This window comes from Streptomyces sp. HSS9-12 (assembly GCF_054963655.1).
Genome location: NZ_JBUEGC010000033.1, coordinates 56,176 through 82,922, shown reverse-complemented (window position 1 = coordinate 82,922; position 26,747 = coordinate 56,176). Strand labels below are relative to the sequence as shown.

At 69.9% G+C, this 26,747-nt stretch carries 19 protein-coding genes; 11 read left to right on the top strand and 8 right to left on the bottom strand.

Annotation, left to right across the window (positions count from 1 at the left end; all coding sequences use genetic code 11):
* Window positions 1-65 precede the first annotated feature (65 nt).
* From ACY34J_RS18800 to ACY34J_RS18780, 5 genes are read right to left on the bottom strand one after another with little or no spacing between them, the layout of a single operon-like run.
* Window positions 66-1,376 carry a DUF58 domain-containing protein gene (locus ACY34J_RS18800; protein ID WP_462727628.1) on the bottom strand — a complete coding sequence of 437 codons (1,311 nt, stop codon included), beginning with the start codon at window positions 1,374-1,376 and terminating at the stop codon, window positions 66-68.
* 18 nt (window positions 1,377-1,394) lie between these two features.
* Window positions 1,395-2,360, bottom strand: coding sequence for an AAA family ATPase (locus tag ACY34J_RS18795; protein WP_462727627.1), 966 nt, complete (start codon window positions 2,358-2,360; stop codon window positions 1,395-1,397).
* Window positions 2,357-3,616: a DUF4350 domain-containing protein gene (locus ACY34J_RS18790; protein ID WP_462727626.1), complete on the bottom strand. Its 1,260-nt coding sequence runs from the start codon at window positions 3,614-3,616 to the stop codon at window positions 2,357-2,359. The genes ACY34J_RS18795 and ACY34J_RS18790 overlap by 4 nt, the downstream gene beginning before the upstream one ends.
* The gene (locus tag ACY34J_RS18785; RefSeq protein WP_462727625.1) at window positions 3,613-4,281 is read right to left on the bottom strand and encodes a DUF4129 domain-containing protein; all 669 of its coding nucleotides are present in this window, start codon (window positions 4,279-4,281) and stop codon (window positions 3,613-3,615) included. The genes ACY34J_RS18790 and ACY34J_RS18785 overlap by 4 nt, the downstream gene beginning before the upstream one ends.
* Window positions 4,282-4,309: 28 nt before the next feature.
* The gene (locus tag ACY34J_RS18780; protein ID WP_462727624.1) at window positions 4,310-5,458 is read right to left on the bottom strand and encodes a DUF7544 domain-containing protein; all 1,149 of its coding nucleotides are present in this window, start codon (window positions 5,456-5,458) and stop codon (window positions 4,310-4,312) included.
* A 307-nt stretch (window positions 5,459-5,765) separates the two neighbouring features.
* On the opposite strand from ACY34J_RS18780, the gene mtnA reads away from it, so the two are divergent.
* The 7 genes from mtnA to ACY34J_RS18745 all read left to right on the top strand — a co-directional run bounded on the left by mtnA (window position 5,766) and on the right by ACY34J_RS18745 (window position 14,264).
* On the top strand, window positions 5,766-6,923 hold the full coding sequence (gene mtnA / locus ACY34J_RS18775) for an S-methyl-5-thioribose-1-phosphate isomerase (protein WP_462727623.1): 1,158 nt from the start codon (window positions 5,766-5,768) through the stop codon (window positions 6,921-6,923).
* A 4-nt stretch (window positions 6,924-6,927) separates the two neighbouring features.
* Window positions 6,928-7,617: a two-component system response regulator MtrA gene (gene mtrA / locus ACY34J_RS18770; RefSeq protein WP_462727622.1), complete on the top strand. Its 690-nt coding sequence runs from the start codon at window positions 6,928-6,930 to the stop codon at window positions 7,615-7,617.
* 1 nt (window position 7,618) lies between these two features.
* Window positions 7,619-9,646: an MtrAB system histidine kinase MtrB gene (mtrB, locus tag ACY34J_RS18765; protein WP_462727621.1), complete on the top strand. Its 2,028-nt coding sequence runs from the start codon at window positions 7,619-7,621 to the stop codon at window positions 9,644-9,646.
* Complete coding sequence (locus ACY34J_RS18760) at window positions 9,636-11,474, top strand: LpqB family beta-propeller domain-containing protein (RefSeq protein ID WP_462727620.1); 1,839 nt, start codon at window positions 9,636-9,638, stop codon at window positions 11,472-11,474. The genes mtrB and ACY34J_RS18760 overlap by 11 nt, the downstream gene beginning before the upstream one ends.
* A gap of 252 nt (window positions 11,475-11,726) precedes the next feature.
* Window positions 11,727-12,326 carry a ComF family protein gene (locus ACY34J_RS18755; protein WP_462727619.1) on the top strand — a complete coding sequence of 200 codons (600 nt, stop codon included), beginning with the start codon at window positions 11,727-11,729 and terminating at the stop codon, window positions 12,324-12,326.
* A gap of 305 nt (window positions 12,327-12,631) precedes the next feature.
* A complete protein-coding gene (hpf, locus tag ACY34J_RS18750) occupies window positions 12,632-13,312 on the top strand; it encodes a ribosome hibernation-promoting factor, HPF/YfiA family (protein ID WP_462727618.1) in 681 nt (226 codons plus the stop codon).
* Window positions 13,313-13,517: 205 nt separating this feature from the next.
* A complete protein-coding gene (locus ACY34J_RS18745; protein WP_462727617.1) occupies window positions 13,518-14,264 on the top strand; it encodes a response regulator in 747 nt (248 codons plus the stop codon).
* On the opposite strand, the gene ACY34J_RS18740 is transcribed toward ACY34J_RS18745, so the two are convergent.
* Window positions 14,265-15,446, bottom strand: coding sequence for a winged helix-turn-helix domain-containing protein (locus tag ACY34J_RS18740; protein WP_462727616.1), 1,182 nt, complete (start codon window positions 15,444-15,446; stop codon window positions 14,265-14,267).
* A gap of 293 nt (window positions 15,447-15,739) precedes the next feature.
* On the opposite strand from ACY34J_RS18740, the gene secA reads away from it, so the two are divergent.
* Complete coding sequence (gene secA / locus ACY34J_RS18735; RefSeq protein ID WP_462727615.1) at window positions 15,740-18,565, top strand: preprotein translocase subunit SecA; 2,826 nt, start codon at window positions 15,740-15,742, stop codon at window positions 18,563-18,565.
* 117 nt (window positions 18,566-18,682) lie between these two features.
* Here the strand turns inward: secA and ACY34J_RS18730 are convergent, their stop codons facing one another.
* Window positions 18,683-19,189: an Rv3235 family protein gene (locus tag ACY34J_RS18730; RefSeq protein WP_462727614.1), complete on the bottom strand. Its 507-nt coding sequence runs from the start codon at window positions 19,187-19,189 to the stop codon at window positions 18,683-18,685.
* 279 nt (window positions 19,190-19,468) lie between these two features.
* Between ACY34J_RS18730 and ACY34J_RS18725 the strand changes: the two genes are divergently transcribed.
* Together ACY34J_RS18725 and ACY34J_RS18720 are read left to right on the top strand one after the other, a co-directional pair.
* Complete coding sequence (locus ACY34J_RS18725; protein ID WP_462727613.1) at window positions 19,469-19,975, top strand: DUF6912 family protein; 507 nt, start codon at window positions 19,469-19,471, stop codon at window positions 19,973-19,975.
* An 82-nt stretch (window positions 19,976-20,057) separates the two neighbouring features.
* Window positions 20,058-20,723 carry an HAD family hydrolase gene (locus tag ACY34J_RS18720; RefSeq protein WP_462727630.1) on the top strand — a complete coding sequence of 222 codons (666 nt, stop codon included), beginning with the start codon at window positions 20,058-20,060 and terminating at the stop codon, window positions 20,721-20,723.
* Between the two features lie 50 nt (window positions 20,724-20,773).
* Here the strand turns inward: ACY34J_RS18720 and ACY34J_RS18715 are convergent, their stop codons facing one another.
* Complete coding sequence (locus tag ACY34J_RS18715) at window positions 20,774-21,340, bottom strand: DJ-1/PfpI family protein (RefSeq protein ID WP_462727612.1); 567 nt, start codon at window positions 21,338-21,340, stop codon at window positions 20,774-20,776.
* Window positions 21,341-21,774: 434 nt separating this feature from the next.
* Here ACY34J_RS18715 and ACY34J_RS18710 point away from each other — a divergent pair, with 434 nt between their 5' ends.
* Window positions 21,775-26,736 carry an NAD-glutamate dehydrogenase gene (locus ACY34J_RS18710; protein ID WP_462727611.1) on the top strand — a complete coding sequence of 1,654 codons (4,962 nt, stop codon included), beginning with the start codon at window positions 21,775-21,777 and terminating at the stop codon, window positions 26,734-26,736.
* Window positions 26,737-26,747: the final 11 nt, after the last annotated feature.

Genomic DNA, 26,747 nt, shown 5'->3' with positions numbered 1-26,747 from the left:
CGTGTTCTACGACCCCTCCCCTTCCGGCAGGTCTCTCGACGAATTCTCGACGAATGTATCCGGCATCAGAGACGCCCCGCAGCTTTGAGCGCCAGGTAGGCATCCGCGAGCGCAGGGGGGAGGTCATCCGGTGTTGCGTCCACGACTGTCACTCCGTGACGCATGAGGCGCTCGGCCGTCCGACGACGATCAGCTTGCGCCTGGGCACCGGCCGCGGCCTCATAGACGCCATTGAGAGAGCCCCGCGTTGCCGTCATCTCCTCGACTCGCGGGTCGGCCACCGATGCGAGAAGGACCGTGTGCCGGTGCGTGAGCCGGGCGAGGACGGGGAGCAGGCCCTCCTCGACCGGGGCGGCATCGAGGCTGGTGAGCAGCACGATCAGGGAGCGGCGCGGCGCCCTGCGAAGAGCCGTGGCCGCCAGGCCGCGGGCATCGGTCTCAACCAGCTCGGGCTCGAGTGTCGCCAGGGCATTGACGATGGCCGGAAGCAGATCTCCGGCGGCGTGGCCCTGGACGGAGGATCGGACGCGCCTGTCGTACGCAAGAAGATCTACGCGGTCGCCGGCACGGCTGGCCAGGGCGGCCAGCAGTAGTGCGGCGTCCATGGCCGCGTCGAGACGAGGGGCATCGCCGACTCGTCCAGCGGACGTGCGGCCCGTGTCGAGAACGAGCAGGATGCGTCGGTCGCGCTCGGGACGCCAGGTGCGTACGGCAACGGTTGACTGGCGGGCGGTCGCGCGCCAGTCGATAGAGCGTGTGTCGTCGCCCGGGATGTATTCGCGGAGACTGTCGAACTCGGTGCCCTCACCACGCGTCAGGAGGCTGGTGCGGCCGTCGAGTTCGCGCAGCCGGGCTAGCTTGGACGGGAGGTGTCTGCGGCTGGTGAATGGAGGCAGGACGCGGACGGTCCAGGGGACCTCGTGGTGGCCCTGCCGGGCGGCCAGACCGAGCGGGCCGTAAGAGCGGACAGTGACGCGATGGGATCGGCGGTCGCCGCGCCGGGTTGGACGCAGTGTGGTGGTGAGGCGGCGCCGTTCGGCCTGGGGGATCGTCACCCGATGCCGGGAGGCGGCCACTTCCGTGCCAGGTGGCCAGCTGCTGGGAGGCCAGGCGTCCCGGATGTCGGCGCGCAGTGGGCGAGTCGACGGATTGCTGATCGAGAGGTGGACGTGTGCCTGCTCTCCGAGTCGAACTGACGTTTCACCGGATCGGGTGAAATGAAGCTTCCGCACTGGCGCGGCGAAGGCGAGGTCGCACAAAATTGCTACTGCGAGGGGCAAGTTGACGGCAAAGATGCCGGTCCAGTCGGGGAGCAGGAGACCGGTGAGAAGAGCGCCGAGAGCGGCGATCAGGGCGGTGCGTCCGGTGAGGGCCATGGGTCTTTGCTCGCCGCCTCAACGGGGGACAGGGACATTGGCGAGGACGGCCTTGATGACGGAATCGGCGGTGACACCCTCCATCTCTGCTTCCGGGCGGAGTTGGATGCGGTGGCGCAGCGTGGGCAGGGCCAGTGCCTTCACGTCGTCGGGGATGACGTAGTCGCGGCCGGTGAGCCAGGCCCAGGCTCGCGAGGTGGCGAGCAGCGCGGTGGCTCCACGAGGGGACGCGCCCAAGGAGAGCGAGGGGGATTCACGAGTGGCACGGCAGATATCGACCACATAGGCAGCGATTTCCGGCGACACGGTCGTCTTGGCGACGGCGGCCCGCGCTGAGGCAAGCTCGGCGGGACCGGCTACGGCCCGGATGCCGGCGGCCTCCAGATCGCTCGGGTTGAACCCATCCGCATGACGGGTGAGTACGTCGATCTCCTCCTGGCGGGACGGGAGCGGGACGGTCAACTTCAACAGGAAGCGATCGAGCTGGGCTTCGGGGAGGGGATAGGTGCCCTCGTACTCCACCGGGTTCTGCGTTGCGGCGACGAGGAAGGGCTCGGGCAGCGGACGAGGCGTGCCGTCGACCGAGACCTGACGCTCCTCCATGGCTTCGAGGAGCGAAGCTTGCGTCTTGGGAGGAGTGCGGTTGATCTCGTCGGCGAGAAGCAGGTTTGTGAAGACCGGACCGGGCAGGAAGGAGAACTCGGCCGTGCGGGCGTCATAGACGAGAGATCCCGTGACGTCGCTGGGCATGAGATCGGAGGTGAACTGGACGCGCTTGGCGTCGAGTTGGAGTGAGGCCGCCAGAGCTCGAACGAGAAGCGTCTTGGCGACTCCGGGGACACCTTCCAGCAGGACGTGGCCGCGGCACAGAAGCGCGACGACCAGACCGGTGACGGCCGGGTCCTGGCCCACCACGGCCTTGGCGATCTCGGTTCTCAGGGCCTCGAGAGAGGCGCGGGCGCTGTCGGCGGTGGGGGCGCTCACGAGGTGCGGTCCCTTTCGATCAGTTGTGATGGGACGTCAGCGGAGGGGCGTGCAGTCGTCGGGTGTGATGCGCTGGTGGAGCTGATGCGGCGTTCGAGGTCGTCGAGGTCGTCAGCCAACCGGACCAGGGCGGAGTCGTCAGTCGGGTCGGGGCCGAAGAGCAGGTCCTGGATGTCGGGGGCTGCTGGGGGCAGATGGGCGGCGACCGCGGGGCACAGTGCTCCCGGGCTGTGGGCATGGGCAGCGGACACGCCCACGAGCGGGGCGAGACGCATACGGGCTGCCGAGCGCAGCACCTGAGCGGCTCGGCCGCGGGCATTGGCCTGCCGGTAGAGGCGGGCCCGGCCCTCGGTCGCTTCCGAGGCGCGAACGGTGACGGGCAGCCGTTCCATGACGAGCGGGCCGAGTCTGCGGGCTCGCCACAGGGCCGCGAGGACAGCGGCGACGCCGAGTTGGAGCAGGGCCCAGTTCCAGCCCGCGGGGATCAGGTCCAAGAAGGTGCGTTTGCCACCGTCGGCGGCCGCAGAGTCCGAGAGGGAGGGGAGGTACCAGACGAGATGCCGGTGGGAACCCAGGAGTTGGAGAGCGAGCGAGGCATTGCCCCGTTCGTCCAGGCGATCGTTGTAGAGGAGGTCCGGAGCGCCGAGGAGGACCGTGTCGGCCGCGCCTGCACCGGGCAGCCGCAGCAAGGTCGGCAAGCCTTGGCCGAGGTAGCAGGCATCCGCACCGCGCACCGTGGACCGGTAGCGGACGCCGCCGAGTTCGGCGTCACCGGCGCGCTCGGCGGTGGCGAAGGTGCAGTCCGGGGGCCGGGGCGCCACCGGGATCGGGGCAGAGGCCCGTACGCCGGGAGCCAGCGAACCGACCGATGCATCGCTTGGCGCGAGGAGAACGAGGCGACCACCGGCATCCACCAAGCCTGTACGCAACGTCTTCTGCTGCCGGTGGGTCAGTCGGTCGGGATCGGTCACGAGCAGGGTGGTGTCCGGACCCGTGGCGGATGCCGCTTCGTCGGTGGTGGTGACGACGCGAATCGAAACACCACGGTCGGCGAGCAATTGGGCGACGGCACGGCTGCCGAACCGGTCCGCGGAGCGAGGATCCAGGCGGCCGCGCTGCTCGCCGGAGCGTACGGCCGCGATGACCACTCCGGCGACGATCAGCACGACCAGGGCGACCAACAGACCACGGGAGCGGGTCCATACCTGCCGCGCGGTGGGGGAGGTCGAGGTAGGGGTGCTGGAGACCTCGGTCATCCGGCGCCTCCGCCGGTCAGGGCACTCAACTGGGGTTTGCTTCGGTCCACGTCCTGGTCGAGGTCGCGCAGACGCGCGTACATCTCAGCCGTGGCGCGTCGGCCGCCGTACGTGATGTCGTCGAAGTCGCGGGCCGCGGCGATCAGTCGGTCGGCATGGTCTGGGAGTGATGTGCCGGCCTCGGCGGCGGCCTCGTCCGCGGTGCGCCCCGGGCGGGGGTCGAGCAGCGCGCGTTCCTCCAGGGAGCGGACCAGTGCTCGCATCCGTTGCTGCACGGCCTGGTCCCACTGTTGGTCGGCGGCGTGGCGTTCGGCGGCCGAGCGGTGTTCTGCCGCGCTGCGGGGCTTGTCGTTGAAGAGACTGCCGGCGGTGGTGGGGGTGCGGCGCAGGGCGCCGAGCCGCAGCCTCAGGGCGACGACGAGAAACACGACCAGGACGGCGACGACAACGAGACCAAGCGTGCCGCCGGGTGATGCTTTGGCGGCAGCGCTGAAGAGGTCGCTCAACCAGTGCCAGAACCAGTCCAGGGCACGGCGGAAAAGACCCGGCTCGTTCTCCTCGTACATCCGCTTGGACAGTTCGCGCTCTGCTGCCTCCCGGGCGGGCAGGCGCCGGATCTCCACCGGCGGATCGCCGGCACCGCCCACCAAGAGGTGCGCTGCCATGGTCATGCCCCCCGTCGAGATCACCGCATCAGCTCCCGGGCGTCGTGTCGTGGTGCTGTCCCGGGCCGGACGGCTGCTGCTCGTAGCCGTTGATGCCCGCGGCGCGGGCCAGCTCCAAGTCCAAGGCCTCGCGGCGGATCCGCTGGTCCATGTACAGCAGGGCGGTGACACCGGCGCTGATGGGGAAAGTGATGGTGGCGCTGATCACCGCGCCGACGCCGATGATGATCAGAAACGACCAACTCGTGCTGGTGGCTTGGCCGGAGAGCCAGTCCATCGCGTTCTCCCCACCGACGATCATGGCGGCGATGCTGGTGGGGGTCTCGATGACGGCCGAGACGAAGAAGATCAGAAGCAGGGTGAGGAGCTGGATTCCGAAGATCCGCCACCAGGCGCCCCGTACGAGCTTCGCCGAGCGCCGCATCGACGCGATGACGCCCTGCTTCTCGAGCATCAGCGCGGGTGCGGCCAGGCTGTAGCGGATCCACAGCCAGGTGGCTGCGACCACCGCTGCCGTGCCCCCGAGAAGTGCCAGTACGGCCCCGCCGACCGACTGCCCGGCGGCAGCCAAGATCAGCCCCGGTGTCAGGCCCGCTGCGGCGACAGTGACGATCAGCAGCGGCAGCAGAAAGAGCAGACCGAACAGTCGCAGCAGCTGTGGGCGGGAGGCACGCCAGGCCTCGCCGACGGACACGGAGGTCCCGAGGACGGCTCGGCTGACAACGATGGTGAGCATGGCGGTCGCCACGATCGTGCCGAGCATGCCGATCAGCGCTGTCACTCCCGAGCTGCTGAGGGTGCCGCTGACCGCGTCCAAGGTCTGGGAGGGGGTCGGCTGCGGGTTGTTCTCCAGGGCCTGCATGCTCGTGGCGTTGCGGAACCAGATACCCGTGGTGATCGTGGCCACGGTCTGGGTGAACACGGCGACGGCCAGGGAAATGCCGAGCACCGTGCGCCAGTGCGCGCGCATCGTGGACACCGCGCCGTCGAGAATCTCGCCGACGCCAAGAGGCCGGAGCGGGATGATCCCGGGCTTGGCCGCTGCCGGCGGCTGAACCCAGCCCGAGCCCCAGCCGCCCGGTCGCCCGCCCCAGCCGGAGCCGGGCTGCGGGGTGGGGCCGTCGTCGGCGGGTGCGGCCCATTGGCCCGCGGGCGGCTGCTGCTTGGACCAGTTCACCGGTGGAGCTGGGTGGTCGTCGGATGCGGACTGTCCTGGTCGCCCCTGAGATTCGGGGACGCCGTCCCCCGACTCATCGGAGGGGGAGGATCCGGGCGAAGCCCAGCCCGGAGTGTCATTCATCATCGCTCCTTCACGCTGCCCGCCCGCGGACTCGACTGGGCTTGGCTGGCAGGGGGCAACCACTGGGAAAGCACAGCGACGGCCGGTTGGCTGACATCGTGCCACGACGTATCGGCGACCGTACCTGGGCCCGTGCCCCAGGCACACCTTCAAATAGGCATGCCCCAGGGGGCAGACTGGGCCAATGGCTGATCAGGACGCGGTTTCCCCCGTAGTCGCTCCCGTTTCCCCACCACCGTCCGTTCCCTCGCTGCGCTGGGACGAGCCGCCGGAGGGGCCCGTAGTGGTGCTCCTGGACCAGACCCGGCTGCCCGCTGAGGAGGTCGAGTTGGTCTGCACCGATGTGCCGGCCCTGGTGCAGGCGATACAGACGCTTGCCGTGCGCGGTGCGCCGCTGCTGGGCATCGCGGGCGCGTACGGTGTCGCGCTCGCCGCGGCCCGCGGGTACGACGTGGAGCAGGCGGCCGAGCTCCTCGCCCATGCCCGTCCCACAGCCGTCAACCTCGCGTACGGGGTGCGGCGGGCGGTGGGGGCCTACCGCCGTGCGCTGGAAGAGGACGGCGATCACGACGCAGCCGCTGCCGTCGCGCTCGCCGAGGCCCGCGCGCTCCACGGCGAGGACGCCGAGGCCAGCGCCCGGATGGCAGACCACGGACTCGCGCTGCTCCAAGGGCTGCTGCCTGGCGGCGGCCAGCGCATCCTCACCCACTGCAACACCGGGACGCTGGTGTCGGGCGGCGACGGTACGGCGCTCGCGGTGGTGCGGGCCGTGCACCGGGCGGGGCAGCTGAGGCGACTGTGGGTGGATGAGACACGTCCGCTGCTGCAGGGAGCGCGGCTGACCGCGTACGAGGCGGCGCGCAGCGGTATGGCGTACACGCTGCTGACCGACAACGCGGCGGGCTCGCTCTTCGCGGAGGGAGAGGTCGACGCGGTGCTGATCGGCGCGGACCGTATAGCGGCGGACGGCTCGGTGGCGAACAAGGTGGGCAGCTATCCGCTCGCGGTCCTCGCGCGCTACCACCATGTGCCGTTCATCGTGGTCGCCCCGACGACCACGGTCGACCTGCGGACGCCGTCCGGAGCGTCGATCGAGGTGGAGCAGCGGCCGGGGCATGAAGTGACAGAGATCACAGCGCCGAGCGCTCCGGCGGCCGGAGTGGAGCCGGGCGCCGGGATACCGGTGGCACCGCTGGGGACGCAGGCCTATAACCCCGCATTTGATGTCACACCACCGGAGTTGGTCACCGCAATCGTCACCGAGTGCGGGGTGGTTTCGCCCGTGACGCAAGAGGGGCTCGCCGAGCTGTGCGCCAGGTCACCCCAGGTAACGATTAGCTAATGGGATGATGTCGATTATGAAGGGACGCGTCCTCGTCGTCGACGACGACACCGCACTTGCAGAGATGCTGGGCATCGTGCTGCGCGGCGAAGGCTTTGACCCGTCGTTCGTGTCCGACGGAGACAAGGCTCTTGCCGCCTTCCGCGAGACCAAGCCGGACCTGGTGCTCCTCGATCTGATGCTGCCGGGGCGGGACGGCATCGAGGTGTGCCGACTGATCCGCGCCGAGTCCGGCGTGCCGATCGTCATGCTGACCGCGAAGAGCGACACGGTCGATGTGGTGGTCGGCCTGGAGTCCGGCGCGGACGACTACATCGTCAAGCCGTTCAAACCGAAGGAACTGGTCGCCCGGATCCGGGCGCGGCTGCGGCGCTCCGAGGAGCCCGCGCCGGAGCAGCTCGCCATCGGCGACCTGGTGATCGACGTGGCGGGGCACTCGGTGAAGCGCGACGGGCAGTCGATCGCGCTGACCCCGCTGGAGTTCGACCTGCTGGTCGCGCTGGCCCGCAAGCCGTGGCAGGTGTTCACCCGCGAGGTGCTGCTGGAGCAGGTGTGGGGGTACCGCCACGCCGCCGACACGCGGCTGGTGAACGTCCACGTGCAGCGGCTGCGCTCCAAGGTCGAGAAGGACCCGGAGCGCCCGGAGATCGTCGTGACCGTGCGTGGTGTGGGCTACAAGGCCGGACCAAGCTGACGTGTGGGGGAACGGTGCTGCTCCCGCGCCCAGGGGCGCGGGAGGGCGCCCTACTGAGGGCGCGCGCGAGGGGCGGCCCGTCGACCCGGTAGGCAGGATCTCTTTGTTCGAACGGTTCTGGCAGGGCGGACATCTGCTCCAGGACGGGGCCCCCGGCGGCCCCGTCCACCCGGTGCTGCGGCTTCTTATGCGCTGGGTCCGCCGCCCGCTGCTGCCCGCCGTACGGCTGTGGCGGCGCAACATCCAGCTGCGGGTCGTCGCCACCACCCTGCTGATGTCGCTTGCCGTGGTGCTGCTGCTCGGTCTCGTGGTCATCGGACAGGTCCGCAACGGCCTGCAGGACGCCAAGCAGGGCGCTGCGCAGAGCCAGGCGATCGGCGGCTTCAATGTTGCCCAGGACGCGGCCGACTCTGACGCCCGGGGACAGAACGGCGCTCCGGCAGCCAGCCGCGGACCGGTGAATTCCGGAGTGTGGCTGACGGACCTGGTGCAGCAGCTCGCCAGTGGCGGGCAGGGCGTCTACTCGGTTGTTGCGCTCGGCTCCGACACCAATCAGCCGTTTGTGGATGACAGCCGAGGCACCCGCGCCCCGCGTGCGTCGGGTGATGTGCAGCCCGAGAAGAGCGTCCCGAAGGAGCTGCGCAAGGCCCTCGACGAGGAGCCGGGCACCCATGAGCAGCACACCAGGATCGTGCGCGCGGACGGCACGGAAGAGCCGGCGCTGGCCATCGGCAAGCAGCTCAACGACATCAACGGCCACCCGTACCAGCTCTACTACCTCTTTCCGTTCACCCAGGAGGAGAAGTCCCTGAGCCTGGTGAAGGGGACGCTCGCGACCGCCGGAGTGTTCGTGGTGGTGCTCCTCGGTGCCATCGCATGGCTGGTCGTGCGCCAGGTGGTCACCCCCGTACGCATGGCTGCCGGGATCTCCGAACGGCTGGCCGCCGGCAAGCTCCAAGAGCGGATGAAGGTCACGGGCGAGGACGACATCGCGCGGCTGGGCGAGTCCTTCAACAAGATGGCCCAGAACCTCCAGGTCAAGATCCAGCAGCTGGAGGAGCTGTCCCGGATGCAGCGGCGGTTCGTCTCGGACGTGTCGCACGAACTGCGCACCCCGCTGACGACCGTACGGATGGCTGCGGATGTCATCCACGAGGCCCGCGAGGACTTCGACCCGGCGACCGCCCGCTCCGCGGAGCTGCTGCGTGGCCAGCTGGACCGCTTTGAGTCGCTGCTCGCCGATCTGCTGGAGATCAGCCGTTTCGATGCGGGCGCGGCCGCCCTCGAGGCCGACCCGGTCGATCTGCGTGACATCGTCGACCGGGTGATCGAGGGAGCCGAGCCGCTCGCGGAGCGCAAGGGCAGCCGGATTCTGGTACGCGGCGACGAGCAGCCGGTGATCGCGGAGGTGGATGCGCGGCGCATCGAGCGGGTGCTGCGCAACCTCGTGGTCAACGCCGTGGAGCACGGTGAGGGCCGCGATCTCGTGGTGCGGCTGGCCGCGGCGGGCGGAGCTGTGGCGGTGGCGGTGCGCGACTACGGCGTCGGGCTGAAGCCCGGAGAGGCGACCCGGGTCTTCAACCGCTTCTGGCGGGCGGACCCGGCACGCGCGCGCACCACCGGGGGCACAGGCCTCGGCCTGTCGATCGCGGTCGAGGACGCGCGGCTGCACGGCGGCTGGCTGCAGGCGTGGGGCGAGCCCGGAGGCGGCTCACAGTTCCGGCTGACACTGCCGCGTACGGCGGGTGAACCGCTGCGCGGCTCGCCGATCCCCCTTGAGCCCGAAGACTCCCGGCGCAACCGAGGACTGAACGACGCGGGCATGCCGCACCCGGCGGCGGGCCGGGTGGCCGCTGTTCCGCGGCAGCCGCGGTCGGCGACACCGCAGGCTGCCGCCCCGGCGGCCTTGCCGGGCGGAGCGGCCGGAGCGACCGTGCGCGAAGGGGGCGTACGCGAGGGGGACGCGCGCCCTGCGGGGCAGCTGGACGACCGGACACCGGAGCGGGAGGGCGAGCCGCGTGGGCTCTGACCGGTACAGCAATCGGCCGTGGCGCCCATTGCGGGCGTCCGTGCTGCTCGGATGCGGGGCGCTGCTCGCCGCGGGCTGCGCGTCGATGCCGGACAGCGGGGAGGTGCACCGGGTGGACGCCTCGCAGCATGCGGACGCCGACGCCCAGGTGCGGGTGTTCGGGGTGGCACCGCAGCCGGGGGAGCAGCCGAACGACATCGTGCGCGGCTTCCTTGAGGCGACCACCAGTGACGAGGCGGATTTCACGACGGCGCGGCAGTACCTGACCAAGGCGGCATCCAAGAGCTGGCAGCCGTTCTCCCAGACCACGGTGCTCGCGGACGGCCCGAATCCGCGGATGGAGAGCAACAACGCCGCGGACCGGGACGGGAGCAGCGCCACCGCCGTGCTGACGGGCAAGCAGATCGCCACGGTTGACCGGAAGCGCGCGTACAAGCCGGACGAGGCGATGTACCAGGCACAGGTCCATCTGACCAAGGTGCACGGGGAGTGGCGGATCGATGTCCCCCCGGCAGGCCTGGTCCTCGGCGAGTCCGACTTCGAGCGCATCTACAGGTCGGTCAACAAGTACTACTTCGCGGACACCGGCGGGGACGACCGGGCCGACGTCACGAAGGATGCCCTGGTCGCCGACCCGGTGTATCTGCGGCGGCGGATAGATCCGGTGACCACGGCCGTGAAGGCACTGCTGGAGGGGCCCACCAACTGGCTGGATCCGGTCGTCTCGACGAAGTTCCCCAGCGGTACGAAGCTGCTGGACGACTCGCTGTCCCTGGACGACTCGAACGGGCTGCGGGTGCGGCTGAGCGGCCGGGCGGCGCGCGTGGGACCGCAGCAGTGCGACCAGATGGCGGCGCAGCTGCTGTTCACCGTGCAGGACCAGGCCTCCGCGAAGATCAGCAGAGTGAAGCTGGCCCGTAAGGACGGCACCGAGCTGTGTGTGCTGAACCGGGGCGATGCGGCCGCCTACGCGCCGGCCGGCCTGAAGAAGCGCGCCGAGCAGCAGTACTTCATCGATGCGCAGCACCGGCTGGCCAGCCTGTCGGAGGGCAGCGAGGAGCCGAGCCGAGTGGAGGGGCCCTTCGGGGACGGCTCGGTGCAGCTGGGGTCGGCTGGGGTGGACCGCGGTGAGCGAGTGGCGGCCGGGGTGACGCTGGACGGACGCTCGCTCTTCGTCACGCCCATGAGCTCAGGCGCCCGGCGCGCCGAGGAGAAGCTGCACAGTGCGGCGAAGAACAAGAAGGACGGTCTCACACCGCCCAGCTGGGACGGGCTCGGCAATCTGTGGATCGCCGACCGGGACCCGGACCGGCCCCGTCTGCTGCGGCTGCGCGGGGGGACAGGGAAGCCCGAGGAAGTCGCGGTGCCCTCGCTTGGCGACGGGCGGATCGAGGGGCTGCGCGTCGCTTCGGACGGTGTGCGGATCGCGTTGCTGGTGGACCGGGGCGGGCGGACGTCCCTGGAGCTGGGGCGCGTCGAGCACACCGCCGGCGGAGGTGAGCAGCCGTCGCTGTCGGTGAACGATCTGCGGTCCGTGGCTCCGCAGCTGGAGCATGTGACGTCCGCGTCCTGGGCGGGGAGCAGCCGGCTGGTGGTCGTCGGCCGGGAGTCGGGCGGTGTGCAGCAGCTGCGGTACATGGAGACCGACGGCTCGGCCTCGAACACGCCGACACTGCCGGGCGTCAACGGGGTGAAGGCGGTCGCGGCGTCGGAGGACGAGAGCAAACCGCTGATCGCGGAGTCCGACGACGGGATCGTACGGCTGCCGCCGGACGCCAACTGGAAGTTGGTGACCAAGAACGGCTCGGCGCCGGTGTATCCGGGCTGAGGCGGCACCGCGCTCCAGGGCTCTGACCAGGCGCGGAAGGAGTTATCCACAGGGCTGGTGGTGCTCCTCGGTCCCCTGCACAGTGGAGTCATGCGGGGGATGTGGAGAGAGATCGTCAATCTGGTGCTTCCGGTGGACTGTGCGGGCTGCGGGCGTCCGCCCAGCGCGTTGTGCGAGCGGTGCCGGGCGGCGCTGTACGGGAGAGGGGCGCGCTGGGTCCGGCCGAGTCCGGCACCGGCTGGGCTGCCTGGGGTGTACGCGGCGGCGCCGTACGCGGACGAGGTGCGCTCCGTCCTGCTGGCGCACAAAGAGCGGGGTGCGCTCGGGCTGGTCGGCCCGCTGGGTGTGGCGCTTGCCGGGGCGGTCCGGGCGGTGTGCCCGGCCGGTGGCGCGCTGCTGGTGCCGGTGCCATCGGCGCGGCGTGCGGTGGCGGCCCGTGGCCACGACCCGACGCGGCGCATAGCCCGCGCAGCCGCTGCCGAGCTGCGTCGGGCGGGCCGGGCGGCGCGGATGCTCCCGGCGCTGCGACAGCGGCGTGCGGTGGCTGACCAGGCCGGGCTGACCGCCCCGCAGCGGCTTGGGAACCTCGCGGGCGCGCTGGCGGCCCCGGCGGGCTGCCGCAGGTTGCTGATTGCCGCTCCTGTGGTTGTGGTCGACGACCTCATGACAACAGGGGCCTCGCTGGTGGAAGCTTCGCGTGTGGTCGCGGCGGCCGGCGGGGGAGTGGCCGGCGCCGCGGTGATCGCGGCCCCGCTTTCGGCTTTCTTCCCTGAACCGGAACCGGGCGGCAACCATGGCTCGTTGCAGGCAGTACAAGCTGACAGAGACCGGAACTCAGGTACGGGCCGGTAGGGGGTGCCGAGCCTCGGCCGGTCGGGCTATGTTCGGTTGTGAGGAATAGCACATGTTATGCCTCGAATGCCGGACAGGCGCACTTCAAGGTATTTCTCTGAAGTCGGTGGGGTGGGGATCTTGTCAGCTGGGGAGGAGGAGGTGAAAGTCGAAATGCCGCGGCTCCGGACGACCCCCGGATCCGTGGTGATGCAGCAGACGCAGTGCCGGACGGGGCCCGCCCGCCAGGAAGGCGACCCGCCGGTCCAGGGCAAGAGGGATGTGCTCCGCGCCAGCAGCGGAGAGATCCGGGAACGGAGTTCTGCGTGGACATCGTCGTCAAGGGCCGCAAGACAGAGGTGCCCGAGCGCTTCCGCAAGCACGTGGCAGAGAAGCTGAAGCTGGACAAGATCCAGAAGATCGACGCCAAGGTGATCAGCCTTGACGTCGAGGTGTCCAAGGAACACAACCCCCGGCAGGCCGGCCGCTCCGACCGAGTGGAGATCACGCTCCGCTCCCGTGGACCGGTGATCCGGGCAGAGGCGGCGGCCGCAGACCCGTATGCAGCACTCGACGCGGCGACGACTCGGCTGGAGGCGCAGCTGCGCAAGCAGGCCGACAAGCGTCGTGTGCACCGAGGCGGCAGCCGTACGCCGACGAGCGTCGCAGCTGCCACCGCGCCGCTTGCCGCCCGCATCAACGGTGAACTGCAAGAGAGCACCGAGGAGAGCGTGCCGACCACCCGCATGGGCCCCCTGGAGGTCCGGGGCGAAGGCCCGCTCGTGGTCCGTGAGAAGACCCACGCCGCAGCGCCCATGAGCCTCGACCAGGCCCTGTACGAGATGGAGCTTGTCGGGCACGACTTCTATCTGTTCATCGACTCCGAGACCAACCAGCCGAGCGTGGTCTACCGGCGGCACGGCTACGACTACGGCGTTATCCACCTGAAGTCCGATGCGCTGGTCGAAGAAGCGCCCAGCGGAGCGGGCGGAGCACTCGGCGGCTGACAGCAAGGGCTGACAGCCCGCCGCACGGCAACTGTCACGGTGCCCCCGGAGGCGCCCGTGCGCCCCCGGGGGCACCATCGTGCGACTGCGGAAGCACCTCCCGGCCGCCCGGGCATGAAATCATGGCGAGGCAGCCAACCAGTGCTCCGCGTGGCCAGGTTGGCCCGGCACGCAAACAAGGCCATGGCCTTCAGGGGGAGGAACGATGGCGGACAGCTTCGGACCCGTGTCCGAGGAGGAGGACGAGGGACCCGTCGGAATCCGAGCTGACACGGACGGCGGACCACGCAAAGAGCCGATCCGTGTCCTCGTGGTGGATGACCATGCACTCTTCCGCCGCGGGCTGGAGATCGTCCTCGCGCAGGAGGAGGACATCCAGGTCGTCGGGGAGGCGGGGGACGGGGCGGAGGCGGTGGACAAGGCAGCTGACCTGCTGCCCGACATCGTGCTGATGGATGTCCGGATGCCCAAGCGCGGCGGGATCGAGGCCTGCACCTCCATCAAGGAGGTCGCCCCCAGCGCCAAGATCATAATGCTGACGATCAGCGATGAAGAGGCCGACCTCTACGACGCGATCAAGGCGGGGGCCACCGGCTATCTCCTCAAGGAGATCTCCACCGACGAGGTGGCCACCGCCATCCGCGCGGTCGCCGACGGCCAGTCCCAGATCAGCCCGTCGATGGCCTCCAAGCTCCTCACCGAGTTCAAGTCGATGATCCAGCGCACCGACGAGCGTCGCCTGGTGCCCGCTCCACGGCTGACCGACCGCGAGCTGGAGGTGCTCAAGCTCGTCGCCACGGGCATGAACAACCGGGACATCGCCAAGGAGCTGTTCATCAGCGAGAACACGGTGAAGAACCATGTGCGCAACATCCTGGAGAAGCTGCAGCTGCACTCCCGGATGGAGGCCGTGGTCTACGCGATGCGCGAGAAGATCCTTGAGATCAGATAGTCACGTGGCCACGGCGGCCGTGAGCTCGCCGGCGAGTTCGGGCGGGTCGACCCGCTCGATCCGCACCCTGTCACAGCCGACCCATGAGGCCGCCTCCAGCAGCGCCTCGGCCATGGGCCGCACGGTCTTGCGCCCCTCCAGCGACACCTGCCGGGCCACCAGCGTCTTCCCCTCCCGTGCCGGATCCACCCGGCCCACCAGCCTGCCCTTGGCCAGCAGCGGCATCGCGAAGTAGCCGTGCACCCGCTTCTGCCTGGGCACATAGGCCTCCAGCCGGTGAGTGAAGCCGAAGATACGCTGCGTACGCGGCCGGTCCCAGATCAGCGAGTCGAACGGCGAGAGCAGCGTCGTCCGGTGACGCTCCCGCGCCGACGAGGCCTCTCGCTCCAGCGCTGCCGGGTCGGCCCAGGCCGGTTTCCCCCAGCCCTCCACCCGCACCGGCACCAGCCCCGTATCAGCGATCACCGCGTCCACCTGCTCTCCCTTGAGCCGGTGGTAGTCGGCCAGGTCAGCGCGCGTGGCCACTCCCATCGCCGAGCCGGCCTGCCCCACGAGCCTGCGGATGCACTCGCGGTCGTCGATGTCGTCGTGCATCAGCGCGTCCGGAACCGCGCGCTCCGCCAGGTCGTACACGCGCTTCCAGCCGCGCCGCCGGCTGCACACCACCTCACCGGTGTCCAGCAGCCACTCCACCGCGATCTTCGTCTCGGACCAGTCGTACCAGGGCCCGCCGTTCTTGGCCCCGCCCAGCTCCGACGCCGTCAGCGGCCCCTCCGTCTTCAGCCGGTCACGCACCTCGGCGCAGGATCGCTCCGAGTCCTCCATCACATGCCAGCGATGGCCCTTCGCCCGACGCGCCCGGCGCCGGAAGGCGAAGTGCGGCCACTCCTCGATCGGCAGGATGCACGCAGCGTGCGACCAGTATTCGAAGGAGTGATTGTCGGTCCAGTACGCGGCCTCGACCGCCGACCGCCCCACCGCGCCCAGCCGGGAGTACGGCACCAGCTCGTGCGAGCGCGCCAGCACCGAGATCGTGTCGAGCTGTATGGCCCCGAGCCGGCGCAGCAGCCCCCGCACACCGGCGCGGCGGTCCGGCGCGCCGAGCAGGCCCTGAGCGCGCAGGGCAATCCGCCGGGCGTCGTCGGCGGACAGTTCGACCGTGGGCAGCGGCAGAGTCGTCATGCGCCGCACCCTAGAGGCCGCCACTGACAGCGCCGCCAGCGCTTCGCCGTTCCACCGCCGGCCCGTATGGCCCCTCGCCCCTGGGCGCGCCGGGCACCTTCCGGGGCGCTCGTGCGTTGTTCTAATGGGTGACACTGCGCCTTCGTACTGACGGACCTCCCGACCGGGGCTCGTCCTGACTTACGATGGCCGTTGCGGCGGGGGCTACCCAGCCGCGCCCGCGCACCCTCCCCCAGCCTCCGGCCGGGGGGACCCCGCAGTGCCAGGCCCGACCGGCAAGGAGACCAACCTACGTGTCCGTCTTCAACAAGCTCATGCGTGCAGGCGAAGGCAAGATCCTGCGCAGGCTGCACCGCATCGCGGGCCAGGTCAACTCCATCGAAGAGGACTTCGTCAACCTCTCCGACGCCGAGCTGAGGGCGCTCACCGACGAGTACAAGGCACGGTACGCGGACGGGGAGAGCCTGGACGACCTGCTGCCCGAGGCCTTCGCGACCGTCCGCGAGGCCGCCAAGCGCGTACTCGGCCAGCGCCACTACGATGTACAACTCATGGGCGGCGCCGCGCTGCACATGGGCTATGTGGCCGAGATGCGCACCGGTGAGGGCAAGACCCTCGTCGGCACGCTGCCCGCCTACCTCAACGCACTGTCCGGCAAGGGCGTCCACCTGATCACGGTGAACGACTACCTCGCCGAGCGTGACTCCGAGTGGATGGGCAGGGTGTACAAGTTCCTCGGCCTCGAGGTCGGCTGCATCCTGGCCAACATGACCCCGGCGCAGCGCCGCGAGCAGTACGCCTGCGACATCACCTACGGCACCAACAACGAGTTCGGCTTCGACTATCTCCGCGACAACATGGCGTGGTCGAAGGACGAGCTCGTGCAGCGGGGCCACAACTTCGCGATCGTCGACGAGGTCGACTCGATCCTCATTGACGAGGCCCGTACGCCACTGATCATCTCGGGCCCGGCCGACCAGGCGACCAAGTGGTACGCCGACTTCGCCAAGCTGGTCACGCGCCTGAAGCGCGGCGAGCCCGCCAATCCCCAGAAGGGGCTGGAGGAGACCGGCGACTACGAGGTCGACGAGAAGAAGCGCACGGTCGCCATCCATGAGTCGGGCGTCACCAAGGTCGAGGACTGGCTCGGCATCGACAACCTCTACGAGTCGGTGAACACCCCGCTCGTCGGCTACCTCAACAACGCCATCAAGGCCAAGGAGCTCTTCAAGCGAGACAAGGACTACGTCGTCATGGACGGCGAAGTCATGATCGTCGACGAGCACACCGGCCGTATCCTCGCCGGCCGCCGCTACAACGAGGGCATGCACCAGGCCATCGAGGCCAAGGAAGGCGTGGAGATCAAGGACGAGAACCAGACTCTCGCCACGATCACCCTGCAGAACTTCTTCCGCCTCTACGACAAGCTCTCCGGCATGACCGGTACGGCCATGACGGAGGCCGCCGAGTTCCACCAGATCTACAAGCTCGGCGTCGTCCCGATCCCGACGCACCGCCCGGTGCAGCGCCTCGACAAGTCCGACCTGATCTACCGCACCGAGCAGGCGAAGTTCGCGGCGGTGGTCGAGGACATCGTCGAGAAGCACACCAAGGGCCAGCCGGTGCTGGTCGGCACCACCTCGGTCGAGAAGTCCGAGTACCTCTCCGGCCAGCTCGCCAAGCGCGGCATCCCGCACGAGGTGCTGAACGCGAAGCAGCACGATCGGGAGGCGCAGATCGTCGCCCAGGCGGGCCGCAAGGGCGCCGTCACGGTCGCGACGAACATGGCCGGCCGTGGTACGGACATCAAGCTCGGCGGCAACCCGGACGACCTGGCCGAGGCGGAGCTGCGGCAGCGCGGGCTCGACCCCGTCAACCACGCCGAGGAGTGGGCCGCGGCGCTGCCCACCGCCCTGGAGAAGGCCGAGGCGGCCGTCCAGGCCGAGCACGACGAGGTCAAGGCACTCGGCGGCCTGTACGTCCTGGGCACCGAGCGGCACGAGTCGCGCCGTATCGACAACCAGCTGCGCGGTCGTTCCGGCCGTCAGGGCGACCCGGGTGAGTCCCGCTTCTACCTGTCGCTGGGCGACGACCTGATGCGGCTGTTCAAGGCGCAGATGGTCGAGCGGGTCATGGCGATGGCCAACGTCCCGGACGACGTGCCGATCGAGAACAAGATGGTCACGCGTGCGATCGCGTCCGCGCAGTCGCAGGTCGAGCAGCAGAACTTCGAGACCCGCAAGAACGTCCTGAAGTACGACGAGGTCCTCAACCGGCAGCGCGAGGTCATCTACGGCGAGCGCCGCCGCGTCCTGGAGGGCGAGGATCTGCACGAGCAGATCCGCCACTTCATGGACGACACCATCGACGCGTACGTCCAGGCCGAGACCGTCGAGGGCTTCGCCGAGGAGTGGGACCTCGAGCGGCTGTGGAGCGCCTTCAAGCAGCTCTACCCGTGCAAGGTGACCATCGAGGAGCTGGAGGAGGCGGCCGGCGACCGCGCCGGGCTCACCGCCGAGTTCATCGCCGAGTCCATCAAGGACGACATCCACGAGCAGTACGACGAGCGTGAGAAGCAGCTCGGCTCGGAGATCATGCGCGAGCTGGAGCGGCGCGTGGTGCTGTCGGTCCTGGACCGCAAGTGGCGCGAGCACCTCTACGAGATGGACTACCTCCAGGAGGGCATCGGCCTGCGCGCGATGGCCCAGAAGGACCCGCTGGTCGAGTACCAGCGGGAGGGCTTCGACATGTTCACGGCCATGATGGAGGGCATCAAGGAGGAGTCCGTCGGTTACCTGTTCAACCTGGAGGTCCAGGTCGAGCAGCAGGTCGAGGAGATTCCGGTCGAGGAGAAGGCGACGCTGGAGAAGGTCGCGGAGGACGCGGTTCCGGCGGCCGCCGTGGCCCGTCCCGAGATCCGCGCCAAGGGGCTGGAGGCCCCGCAGCGGCCGGACCGGATGCACTTCAGCGCGCCGAAGGTGGATGGCGAGGGCAATGTCGTCGAGGGCGACTTCGTCAACGAGGGCGTCACCGGGCCCACCCGCTCCGAGGCCGACGGGCTGACCCGTGCCGAGCGCCGCAAGGCGCAGAAGGCGGGCGGCCGCCGTCGCAAGAAGTAGCGGCGAGCATCAGAGGCAGGGGCCGGGCACCGGAAGGTGCCCGGCCCCTTGCCGTTGCCCAGGCCTCCGGGTCTGCTACACGGCGACGGTGCTGCGCCGGGGCACAGGCTGTGGCCGCTACGGCTCCCGGAACCGGGGGCCGGGGATGGCGAGTTCCAACGCGGAGCAGCGCCAGCGCGCGTCGCGGCCGTGCTCCAGCCGGAAAGCCAGCGCATGCAGCCGGTCGCCGGACAGAATCCGCGCGAACGCCTCGATGACGCCGGGCCGCGGACGGTACTCGTCGCAGCGCCGTACGACCGGTGCCGGGTGGCGGCTGCCGTTGCCGGGCGGGCACAGGGGCGCCAGCGGGGCGAGCCGCACCAGCTCGTCGTACGCCGCGCCCAGAGTGTGGCCGAGCATGCAGTGGACCGGCTGCCGGCCGCTGAGGATCAGCAGAAGCCGGTGGGCGAACCAGTACCGGGGCAGCCGGTCCAGGTCGCGCTGCCGACGCGCGGCCGCCGCCGCGGCCGCGCCCGGCCCGCGCGGATCGCGCCGCTGTGGCGGGCCGCTGCGGCCCCGGGTCTGCCCCGGTGCGCGCCGGGTCGCCGTCGCTTTTTCCGTGCCCTTGCCCTTGCCCATGCCCATGGCTGATCGTCCCCGTGTGTGCCGGCCTGGTTCTACCAGGCGGTAGCTTGCGTTTCGGCAGTCTTCTAACCGGCCAGCCGGACCCCCGCAAGCGCCGCGGCCCCGGCGATGAACCGTGCCCCGTTTTCACCTATCCGGGTGACGAGGCCGGGCCCACGCAGGCAGCGGCGGTCACCCCGGCGCCGGACCGGACCCTCCCGCCGCTCCTCCCGGCACCCCGAAGGGGGACTCACGCCCGTATGCTGGCTGCAACTCAGCGCCTTCACGAAAGCGGCAGCCATGCGCGTCTACGTCCCCACGACCCTTTCCGGACTCGCAGAGGCGTACAAGGCGGGAGAGCTGGGTCCGGGCCCGCTGGACGGCTACGCGGTGACCCCCGCGCTGCGCGAGTGGTACGTCTCCGACGACATCGAGGAGCTGGAGTACGCGGCCCTCAGCCGCGCCGCCCAGGCCTCGCTGCGCCTCGTCGCCGCCGACCCGAAGGCGGCCCGCCGCCGCGTGGTCGTCGCCGCCGACGTCCCGGACGGCGAGGCGGTAGCCGACCCGGACCGCGGCCTGGACGCCTCCGCGCTCGGCGAGGTACGGATCTCGCGGCCGGTACCTTTCGCCAAGGCCGCCGCGGTGCACATCGACTCCGACGAGGCCGAGGCGGACATCTCCGCGGCCGCCGCCGCGCTGGGGGCGGCGGATCTCGGGGACGACGACGCTCAGTTCACGGTGGACGGCGCGGAGGACCACGAACTGCTCTGGTACGCGACCCAGGAGATTCCGAACGTCATCGGCTGAGCTCCGTTCTGGCGGCCGCGCTCCGGCTCTCTCGCCGGCGCGCCCGTCTGTCGGAGCCCGCCGGTACCGTCGAGATATGGGCATGCACAGGTTGCGCGGGACGCACATCGTCTGGGACTGGAACGGCACGCTCTTTCACGACATCGACGCCGTGATCGAGGCGACCAATGCCTCGTTCGCCGAAATCGGCCTGGAGCCGATCACGCTCGAGCGCTACCGCGAGCTGTACTGCGTCCCCGTGCCGCTCTTCTACGAACGCCTCATGGGCCGGCTCCCCACCAACGACGAGTGGCTGGTGATGGACGAAGCGTTCCACCGCCACTACTGGGCGCTGGCAGAGAGCGCGGGGCTGGCCCTGGGCGCCAGGGAGCTGCTCGCCGAGCGGCAGGCGGCCGGGCGCACCCAGTCGCTGTGCTCGCTGGCTCCGCATGAGCACCTGCTGCCGATGGTGCGGACGCACGGCATCGAGGAACTGTTCGTACGCGTTGACGGGCGCACCGGCCCCTCGCACATCGGCAAGGCGGAGCAGATGGTGCGCCACCTCGCCTCGATACCCGGCATCGACGTGGACCGGGTCGTGGTGATCGGCGACGCGCTGGACGACGGCGTGGCGGCGGCGCACGTCGGGGCCCGCGCCGTGCTCTACACCGGCGGTTCGCACAGCCGCGCCAGCCTGGAGGAGGCCGGGGTACCGGTTGTCGACAGCCTCGCCGAGGCGGTCGAGGCCGCGGAGTTCCTCGCCGGCTGAGAGCGCGGCCGGCGGCCGCGCTCGGGCACGCGGCCGCGCTCGGGCACGAACTAGGTCACCGGGGCCTTCGACCGCAGCACGGTCAGGAACTCCCGCATCCAGGCCGGGTGGTCCGGCCAGGCCCGGGACGAGACCAGCGTGCCGTCCACGACGGCTTCGCTGTCCTTGAAGGTGGCCCCCGCGGCCTGCATGTCCAGTTCCAGCGCCGGGTACGCCGTGACCCGTCGCCCGCGCAGGCTGTCGACCGCCGCCGTCAGCAGCGGCCCGTGGCAGATCTGCGCGACGGGCTTGTCGGCGTCGAAGAAGGCCTTGACAACCTTCCGGAGCTCCGGGTCGTTGCGCAGGTACTCCGGCGCCCGTCCGCCCGGGATCACCAGAGCCACATAGGCCCCTGGGTCGACTTCCGAGAACGCCAGGTCGGCGGGCCAGGTGTAGCCCGGCTTCTCGGTGTAGGTGTCGAAGCCCTCTTCGAAGTCATGTACGACGAAGCGCAGCTTTTTGCGGCTCGGGGCCGCGATGTGCACCTCGTAGCCCTCTTCCTGCAGCCGCTGGTATGGATAGAGCACCTCCAGCGACTCCGCGGCGTCCCCGGTAACGATCAGAACCCTGGCTGCCATGGCTTTCGCCTCTCCCGATTCCGCTTCCGCGCTGTGAGATCCGTTCCTCGAGCCGTCTTGAAGCTCAACCTGCCGCGCGACCGCGTGTTTGCCAAGACGGCCCGCGTCGCTGTCCAGAACGTCAAACTTCGGCCCCAGGTTTTGTACACAAACGGCCCATGACGGCTCGGGGGTCCGGAGCGATAGCCTTGACCCCGTGATCAGTGCTATATCCCGCGGGGGCAGTGAGGCCCTCTGCACGCGCCCGGTGTGCCATCGTGCCCGGGCCGGCGCTGACACCCGCAACCGGGACCAGGCGTCGACGCTGGCCCACAGCGCCCCGGACATTTCGTACCCAGGCACTACGTCGAATCCGACCGGACAACCCGACGTGTCGGGGCGTGAAACCACTTCCTTCTACGTCACGCAACGGCGCGCGACAGGAGCCACAGGACATGCAGACCAAGCTGGACGAAGCCAAGGCCGAGCTGCTCGCACGGGCCGCCCGGGTAGCTGAGAACAGCCCGGCCGGGCAACAACCGGTGCCGGGCCTCGCTCCCGACACCTTCAGCCGGTACCTCCAGCGCTACTACCTGCACACCGCCCCCGAGGACCTGACCGACCGCGACCCGGTCGACATCCTGGGCGCAGCCCTCTCCCACCTCCGTCTAGCCGAAACGCGTCCGCAGGGCACCGCCAACGTCCGGGTGCACACCCCGACCGTCGAGGAGAACGGCTGGACCTCCAGCCACTCCGTCGTAGAGGTCGTCACCGACGACATGCCCTTCCTGGTGGACTCGGTCACCAATGAGCTTTCCCGCCAGGGCCGAGGCATCCATCTGGTGATCCACCCGCTGATGGTCGTCCGCCGCGATGTCACCGGGCAGCTCATCGAGGTGCTCGATGTTCCCGCCGGACCCCGGAACGGCGGTGCGGCCGCGGACCTGCCGCACGATGCGCTCATCGAGTCCTGGATCCACGTCGAGATCGACCGCGAGACCGACCGCGCCGACCTCAAGCAGATCACCAGCGATCTGCTCCGCGTTCTGTCCGACGTCCGCGAGGCCGTCGAGGACTGGGCCAAGATGCGCGACGCCGCGCTGCGGATCGCCGAGGAGCTTCCCGGCGAGCCCACCGACGAGCTGCCCGAGCAGGAGATCGAGGAGGCCCGCGAGCTGCTGCGCTGGCTGTCCGACGATCACTTCACCTTCATCGGCTACCGCGAGTACGAGCTGACCCGGGCCCGCACCGACGGCGAGGAAGAGGACGTCCTGCGGCCCGTCCCGGGCACGGGCCTGGGCGTCCTGCGCTCCGACCCCACCCACCGGGACGCCGAGGACGGGCACCCCGTCTCGCCGTCCTTCAACCGGCTGCCGGCCGACGCCCGCGCCAAGGCCCGTGAGCACAAACTGCTGGTGCTCACCAAGGCCAACAGCCGCTCCACCGTGCACCGGCCCTCCTACCTCGACTACATCGGCGTCAAGAAGTTCGACGAGCACGGCAACGTCATCGGGGAGCGCCGCTTCCTGGGCCTGTTCTCCTCCGCCGCGTACACCGAGTCCGTCCGCCGGGTCCCGGTCATCCGCCGCAAGGTCGAGGAGGTGCTGTCCGACGCCGGCTTCTCCCCGCACAGTCACGACGGCCGGGACCTGCTGCAGATCCTGGAGACCTACCCGCGCGACGAGCTGTTCCAGACGCCGGTGCACGAGCTGCGCTCGATCGTCACCAACGTTCTGTACCTGCAGGAGCGCCGCAGGCTGCGGCTGTACCTGCGCCAGGAGGAGTACGGCCGCTACTACTCCGCGCTGGTCTACCTGCCGCGGGACCGCTTCAACACCGACGTCCGGCTGCGCCTGACCGAGATCCTCAAGGAGGAGCTGGGCGGCACCACCGTCGACTTCACCCTGATGAGCACCGAGTCGGTGCTCACCCGGCTGCACTTCGTGGTGCGCGTCGAACCCGGCACCGAGCTGCCCCAGCTGTCCGATGCCGATGTCGAGCGCATCGAGGCCCGGCTCGCCGAGGCCGCCCGCTCCTGGGAGGACGGCTTCGCCGAGGCCCTCAACGCGGAGCTCGGCGAAGAGCGCGCCGCCGAGCTGCTGCGGCGCTACGCGGGCGCCTTCGAGGAGGGCTACAAGGCGGACCACTCCCCGCGTGCCGCCGTCTCCGACCTGCAGCACCTGGACAGGCTGGCCACCGCCGAGGGCGGCAAGGACTTCGCGCTCAGCCTGTACGAGCCGGTGGGCGCGGTCTCCGGCGAGCGCCGCTTCAAGATCTACCGCATCGGCGAGCCGGTCTCGCTCTCCGCGGTCCTGCCGGTCCTCCAGGGCCTGGGCGTCGAGGTCGTCGACGAGCGGCCGTACGAGCTGCGCTGCCCCGACCGCACCACGGCCTGGATCTACGACTTCGGGCTGCGGATGCCCAAGTCCACGGCGAACGGCGACTACCTCGGCGACGACGCCCGCGACCGCTTCCAGGACGCCTTCGCCGCCGTGTGGACCGGCGAGGCCGAGAACGACGACTTCAACGCCCTGGTGCTGGGTGCCGGGCTGACCTGGCGGCAGGCCATGGTGCTGCGCGCGTACGCGAAGTACCTGCGGCAGGCGGGCGCCACCTTCAGCCAGGACTACATGGAGGACACCCTCCGCAACAACGTCCACACCACCCGGCTGCTGGTGAACCTGTTCGAGGCCCGGCTGGCACCGGAGCGCCAGCGTGCGGGCATCGAACTGATCGACGCCCTGATGGAGGAGCTGGACGCCGCCCTGGACCAGGTCGCCTCCCTGGACGAGGACCGCATCCTGCGTTCCTTCCTCACCGTCATCAAGGCCACCCTGCGGACCAACTACTTCCAGCACGGCGACGACGGCAAGCCGCACAGCTACCTGTCGATGAAGCTGGACCCGCGCGCCATCCCGGACCTTCCCGCGCCCCGCCCGGCGTACGAGATCTGGGTGTACTCGCCCCGCGTCGAGGGCGTCCACCTGCGCTTCGGCAAGGTCGCGCGCGGTGGTCTGCGCTGGTCCGACCGCCGTGAGGACTTCCGCACGGAGATCCTGGGCCTGGTCAAGGCGCAGATGGTCAAGAACACGGTGATCGTGCCGGTCGGTGCGAAGGGCGGCTTCGTCGGCAAGCGGCTGCCCGACCCGTCCGTGGACCGCGACGCCTGGCTGGCCGAGGGCATCGCCTGCTACAAGACCTTCATCTCCGGCCTGCTCGACATCACCGACAACCTCGTCGGCGGCGAGGTCGTGCACCCCCAAGACGTCGTCCGCCACGACGAGGACGACACCTACCTCGTGGTCGCCGCCGACAAGGGCACCGCGACCTTCTCCGACATCGCCAACGAGGTGGCCACCTCCTACGGCTTCTGGCTCGGCGACGCCTTCGCCTCCGGCGGCTCGGCCGGCTATGACCACAAGGGCATGGGCATCACCGCCCGTGGCGCCTGGGAGTCGGTGAAGCGGCACTTCCGCGAGCTGGGGCACGACACCCAGACGCAGGACTTCACCGTCGTCGGCATCGGCGACATGTCCGGTGACGTGTTCGGCAACGGCATGCTGCTCAGCGAGCACATCCGCCTGGTCGCCGCCTTCGACCACCGGCACATCTTCCTCGACCCGAACCCGGACGCGGCCGTCTCGCACGCCGAGCGGCGCCGCCTGTTCGAGCTGCCGCGCAGCTCGTGGGCCGACTACAACACCGACCTGCTGTCCCCGGGCGGGGGTGTGTACCCGCGCACCGCCAAGTCCATCCCGATCAACGCGCATGTGCGCGCCGCCCTCGGCATCGAGGGCAAGGTCACCAAGATGACCCCGGCCGACCTGATGAAGGCCATCCTCAAGGCCCCGGTGGACCTGCTGTGGAACGGCGGCATCGGTACGTACGTCAAGGCGTCGACCGAGACCCACGCCGACGTCGGCGACAAGGCCAATGACGCGATCCGTGTCGACGGCCAGGACCTTCGGGTCAAGGTCGTCGGTGAGGGCGGCAACCTGGGTCTGACCCAGCTCGGCCGGATCGAGTTCGCCCAGCACGGCGGCAAGATCAACACTGACGCGATCGACAACAGCGCCGGTGTGGACACCTCCGACCACGAGGTGAACATCAAGATCCTGCTGAACAAGGTCGTGGAGGACGGCGACCTGACCGTCAAGCAGCGCAACCAGCTGCTGGCGGAGATGACCGACGAGGTGGGCGAGCTCGTACTGCGCAACAACTACGCGCAGAACATCGCCCTCGCCTGCGCCGTCGCCCAGGCACCCAGCCTGCTGCACGCCCACCACCGCTACATCCGCAGGCTGGAGCGCGATGGCCGGCTCGACCGGGCGCTGGAGTACCTGCCGTCGGACCGGCAGATCCGCGAGCGGCTGAACGCCGGCCGTGGTCTGACCCAGCCGGAGATCGCGGTGCTGCTCGCCTACACCAAGATCACGGTGGCGGAGGAGCTGATCGAGACCGATCTGCCGGACGACCCGTATCTGCAGCGGCTGCTGCACGCGTACTTCCCGAAGGCGCTGAACGAGCGGTTCCCCGAGCACATCGACGCCCACGCGCTGCGCCGCGAGATCGTGACGACCCTGCTGGTCAACGACACGGTCAACACCGCCGGTACGACCTTCCTGCACCGGCTGCGGGAGGAGACCGGGGCGTCCATCGAAGAGGTCGTCCGCGCCCAGACCGCGGCTCGTACGATCTTCTCGCTCGGCACCGTCTGGGACGAGGTCGAGGCACTGGACAACAAGGTCGCGGCCGATGTGCAGACCCGGATCCGGTTGCACTCGCGGCGGCTCGTCGAGCGCGGTACCCGCTGGCTGCTCAACAACCGCCCGCAGCCGCTCCAGCTGGCCGAGACCATCGAGTTCTTCGGCGACCGGGTCGAGGAGGTCTGGTCCGAGCTGCCCAAGCTGCTCAGGGGTGACGACCTGGAGTGGTACCAGCGCGTCCTCGACGAGCTGGCCGAGGCCGGGGTGCCGGAGGCGCTGGCGCAGCGTGTCGCGGGCTTCTCGTCTGCCTTCCCGACGCTCGACATCGTCGCGATCTCCGACCGTACGGGCAAGGCGCCGCTGGATGTCGCCGAGGTCTACTACGACCTGGCCGACCGGCTGGGGATCACCCAGCTGATGGACCGGATCATCGAGCTGCCGCGGGCCGACCGCTGGCAATCGATGGCCCGCGCCGCCATCCGCGAGGACCTGTTCGCCGCGCACGCGGCGCTCACCGCGGACGTCCTGTCGGTGGGCAACGGTGAGTCGACGCCGGAGCAGCGGTTCCAGCTGTGGGAGAAGAAGAACGCGGCGATCCTGGGCCGGGCGCGGACCACGCTGGAGGAGATCCAGGGGTCGGACCAGTTCGATCTGGCCAATCTGTCCGTTGCGATGCGGACGATGCGGACGCTGCTGCGTACGCACCAGTAGCCCTCCCCGGC

Bases quoted from the DNA above. Each gene is read 5' to 3' on its own strand.
- ACY34J_RS18800 (WP_462727628.1), bottom strand. From the start codon at position 1,376: ATGGCCCTCACCGGACGCACCGCCCTGATCGCCGCTCTCGGCGCTCTT.
- ACY34J_RS18790 (WP_462727626.1), bottom strand. From the start codon at position 3,616: ATGACCGAGGTCTCCAGCACCCCTACCTCGACCTCCCCCACCGCGCGG.
- ACY34J_RS18785 (WP_462727625.1), bottom strand. From the start codon at position 4,281: ATGGCAGCGCACCTCTTGGTGGGCGGTGCCGGCGATCCGCCGGTGGAG.
- mtnA (WP_462727623.1), top strand. From the start codon at position 5,766: ATGGCTGATCAGGACGCGGTTTCCCCCGTAGTCGCTCCCGTTTCCCCA.
- mtrA (WP_462727622.1), top strand. From the start codon at position 6,928: ATGATGTCGATTATGAAGGGACGCGTCCTCGTCGTCGACGACGACACC.
- ACY34J_RS18745 (WP_462727617.1), top strand. From the start codon at position 13,518: ATGGCGGACAGCTTCGGACCCGTGTCCGAGGAGGAGGACGAGGGACCC.
- ACY34J_RS18740 (WP_462727616.1), bottom strand. From the start codon at position 15,446: ATGACGACTCTGCCGCTGCCCACGGTCGAACTGTCCGCCGACGACGCC.
- ACY34J_RS18730 (WP_462727614.1), bottom strand. From the start codon at position 19,189: ATGGGCATGGGCAAGGGCAAGGGCACGGAAAAAGCGACGGCGACCCGG.
- ACY34J_RS18725 (WP_462727613.1), top strand. From the start codon at position 19,469: ATGCGCGTCTACGTCCCCACGACCCTTTCCGGACTCGCAGAGGCGTAC.
- ACY34J_RS18720 (WP_462727630.1), top strand. From the start codon at position 20,058: ATGCACAGGTTGCGCGGGACGCACATCGTCTGGGACTGGAACGGCACG.
- ACY34J_RS18715 (WP_462727612.1), bottom strand. From the start codon at position 21,340: ATGGCAGCCAGGGTTCTGATCGTTACCGGGGACGCCGCGGAGTCGCTG.
- ACY34J_RS18710 (WP_462727611.1), top strand. From the start codon at position 21,775: ATGCAGACCAAGCTGGACGAAGCCAAGGCCGAGCTGCTCGCACGGGCC.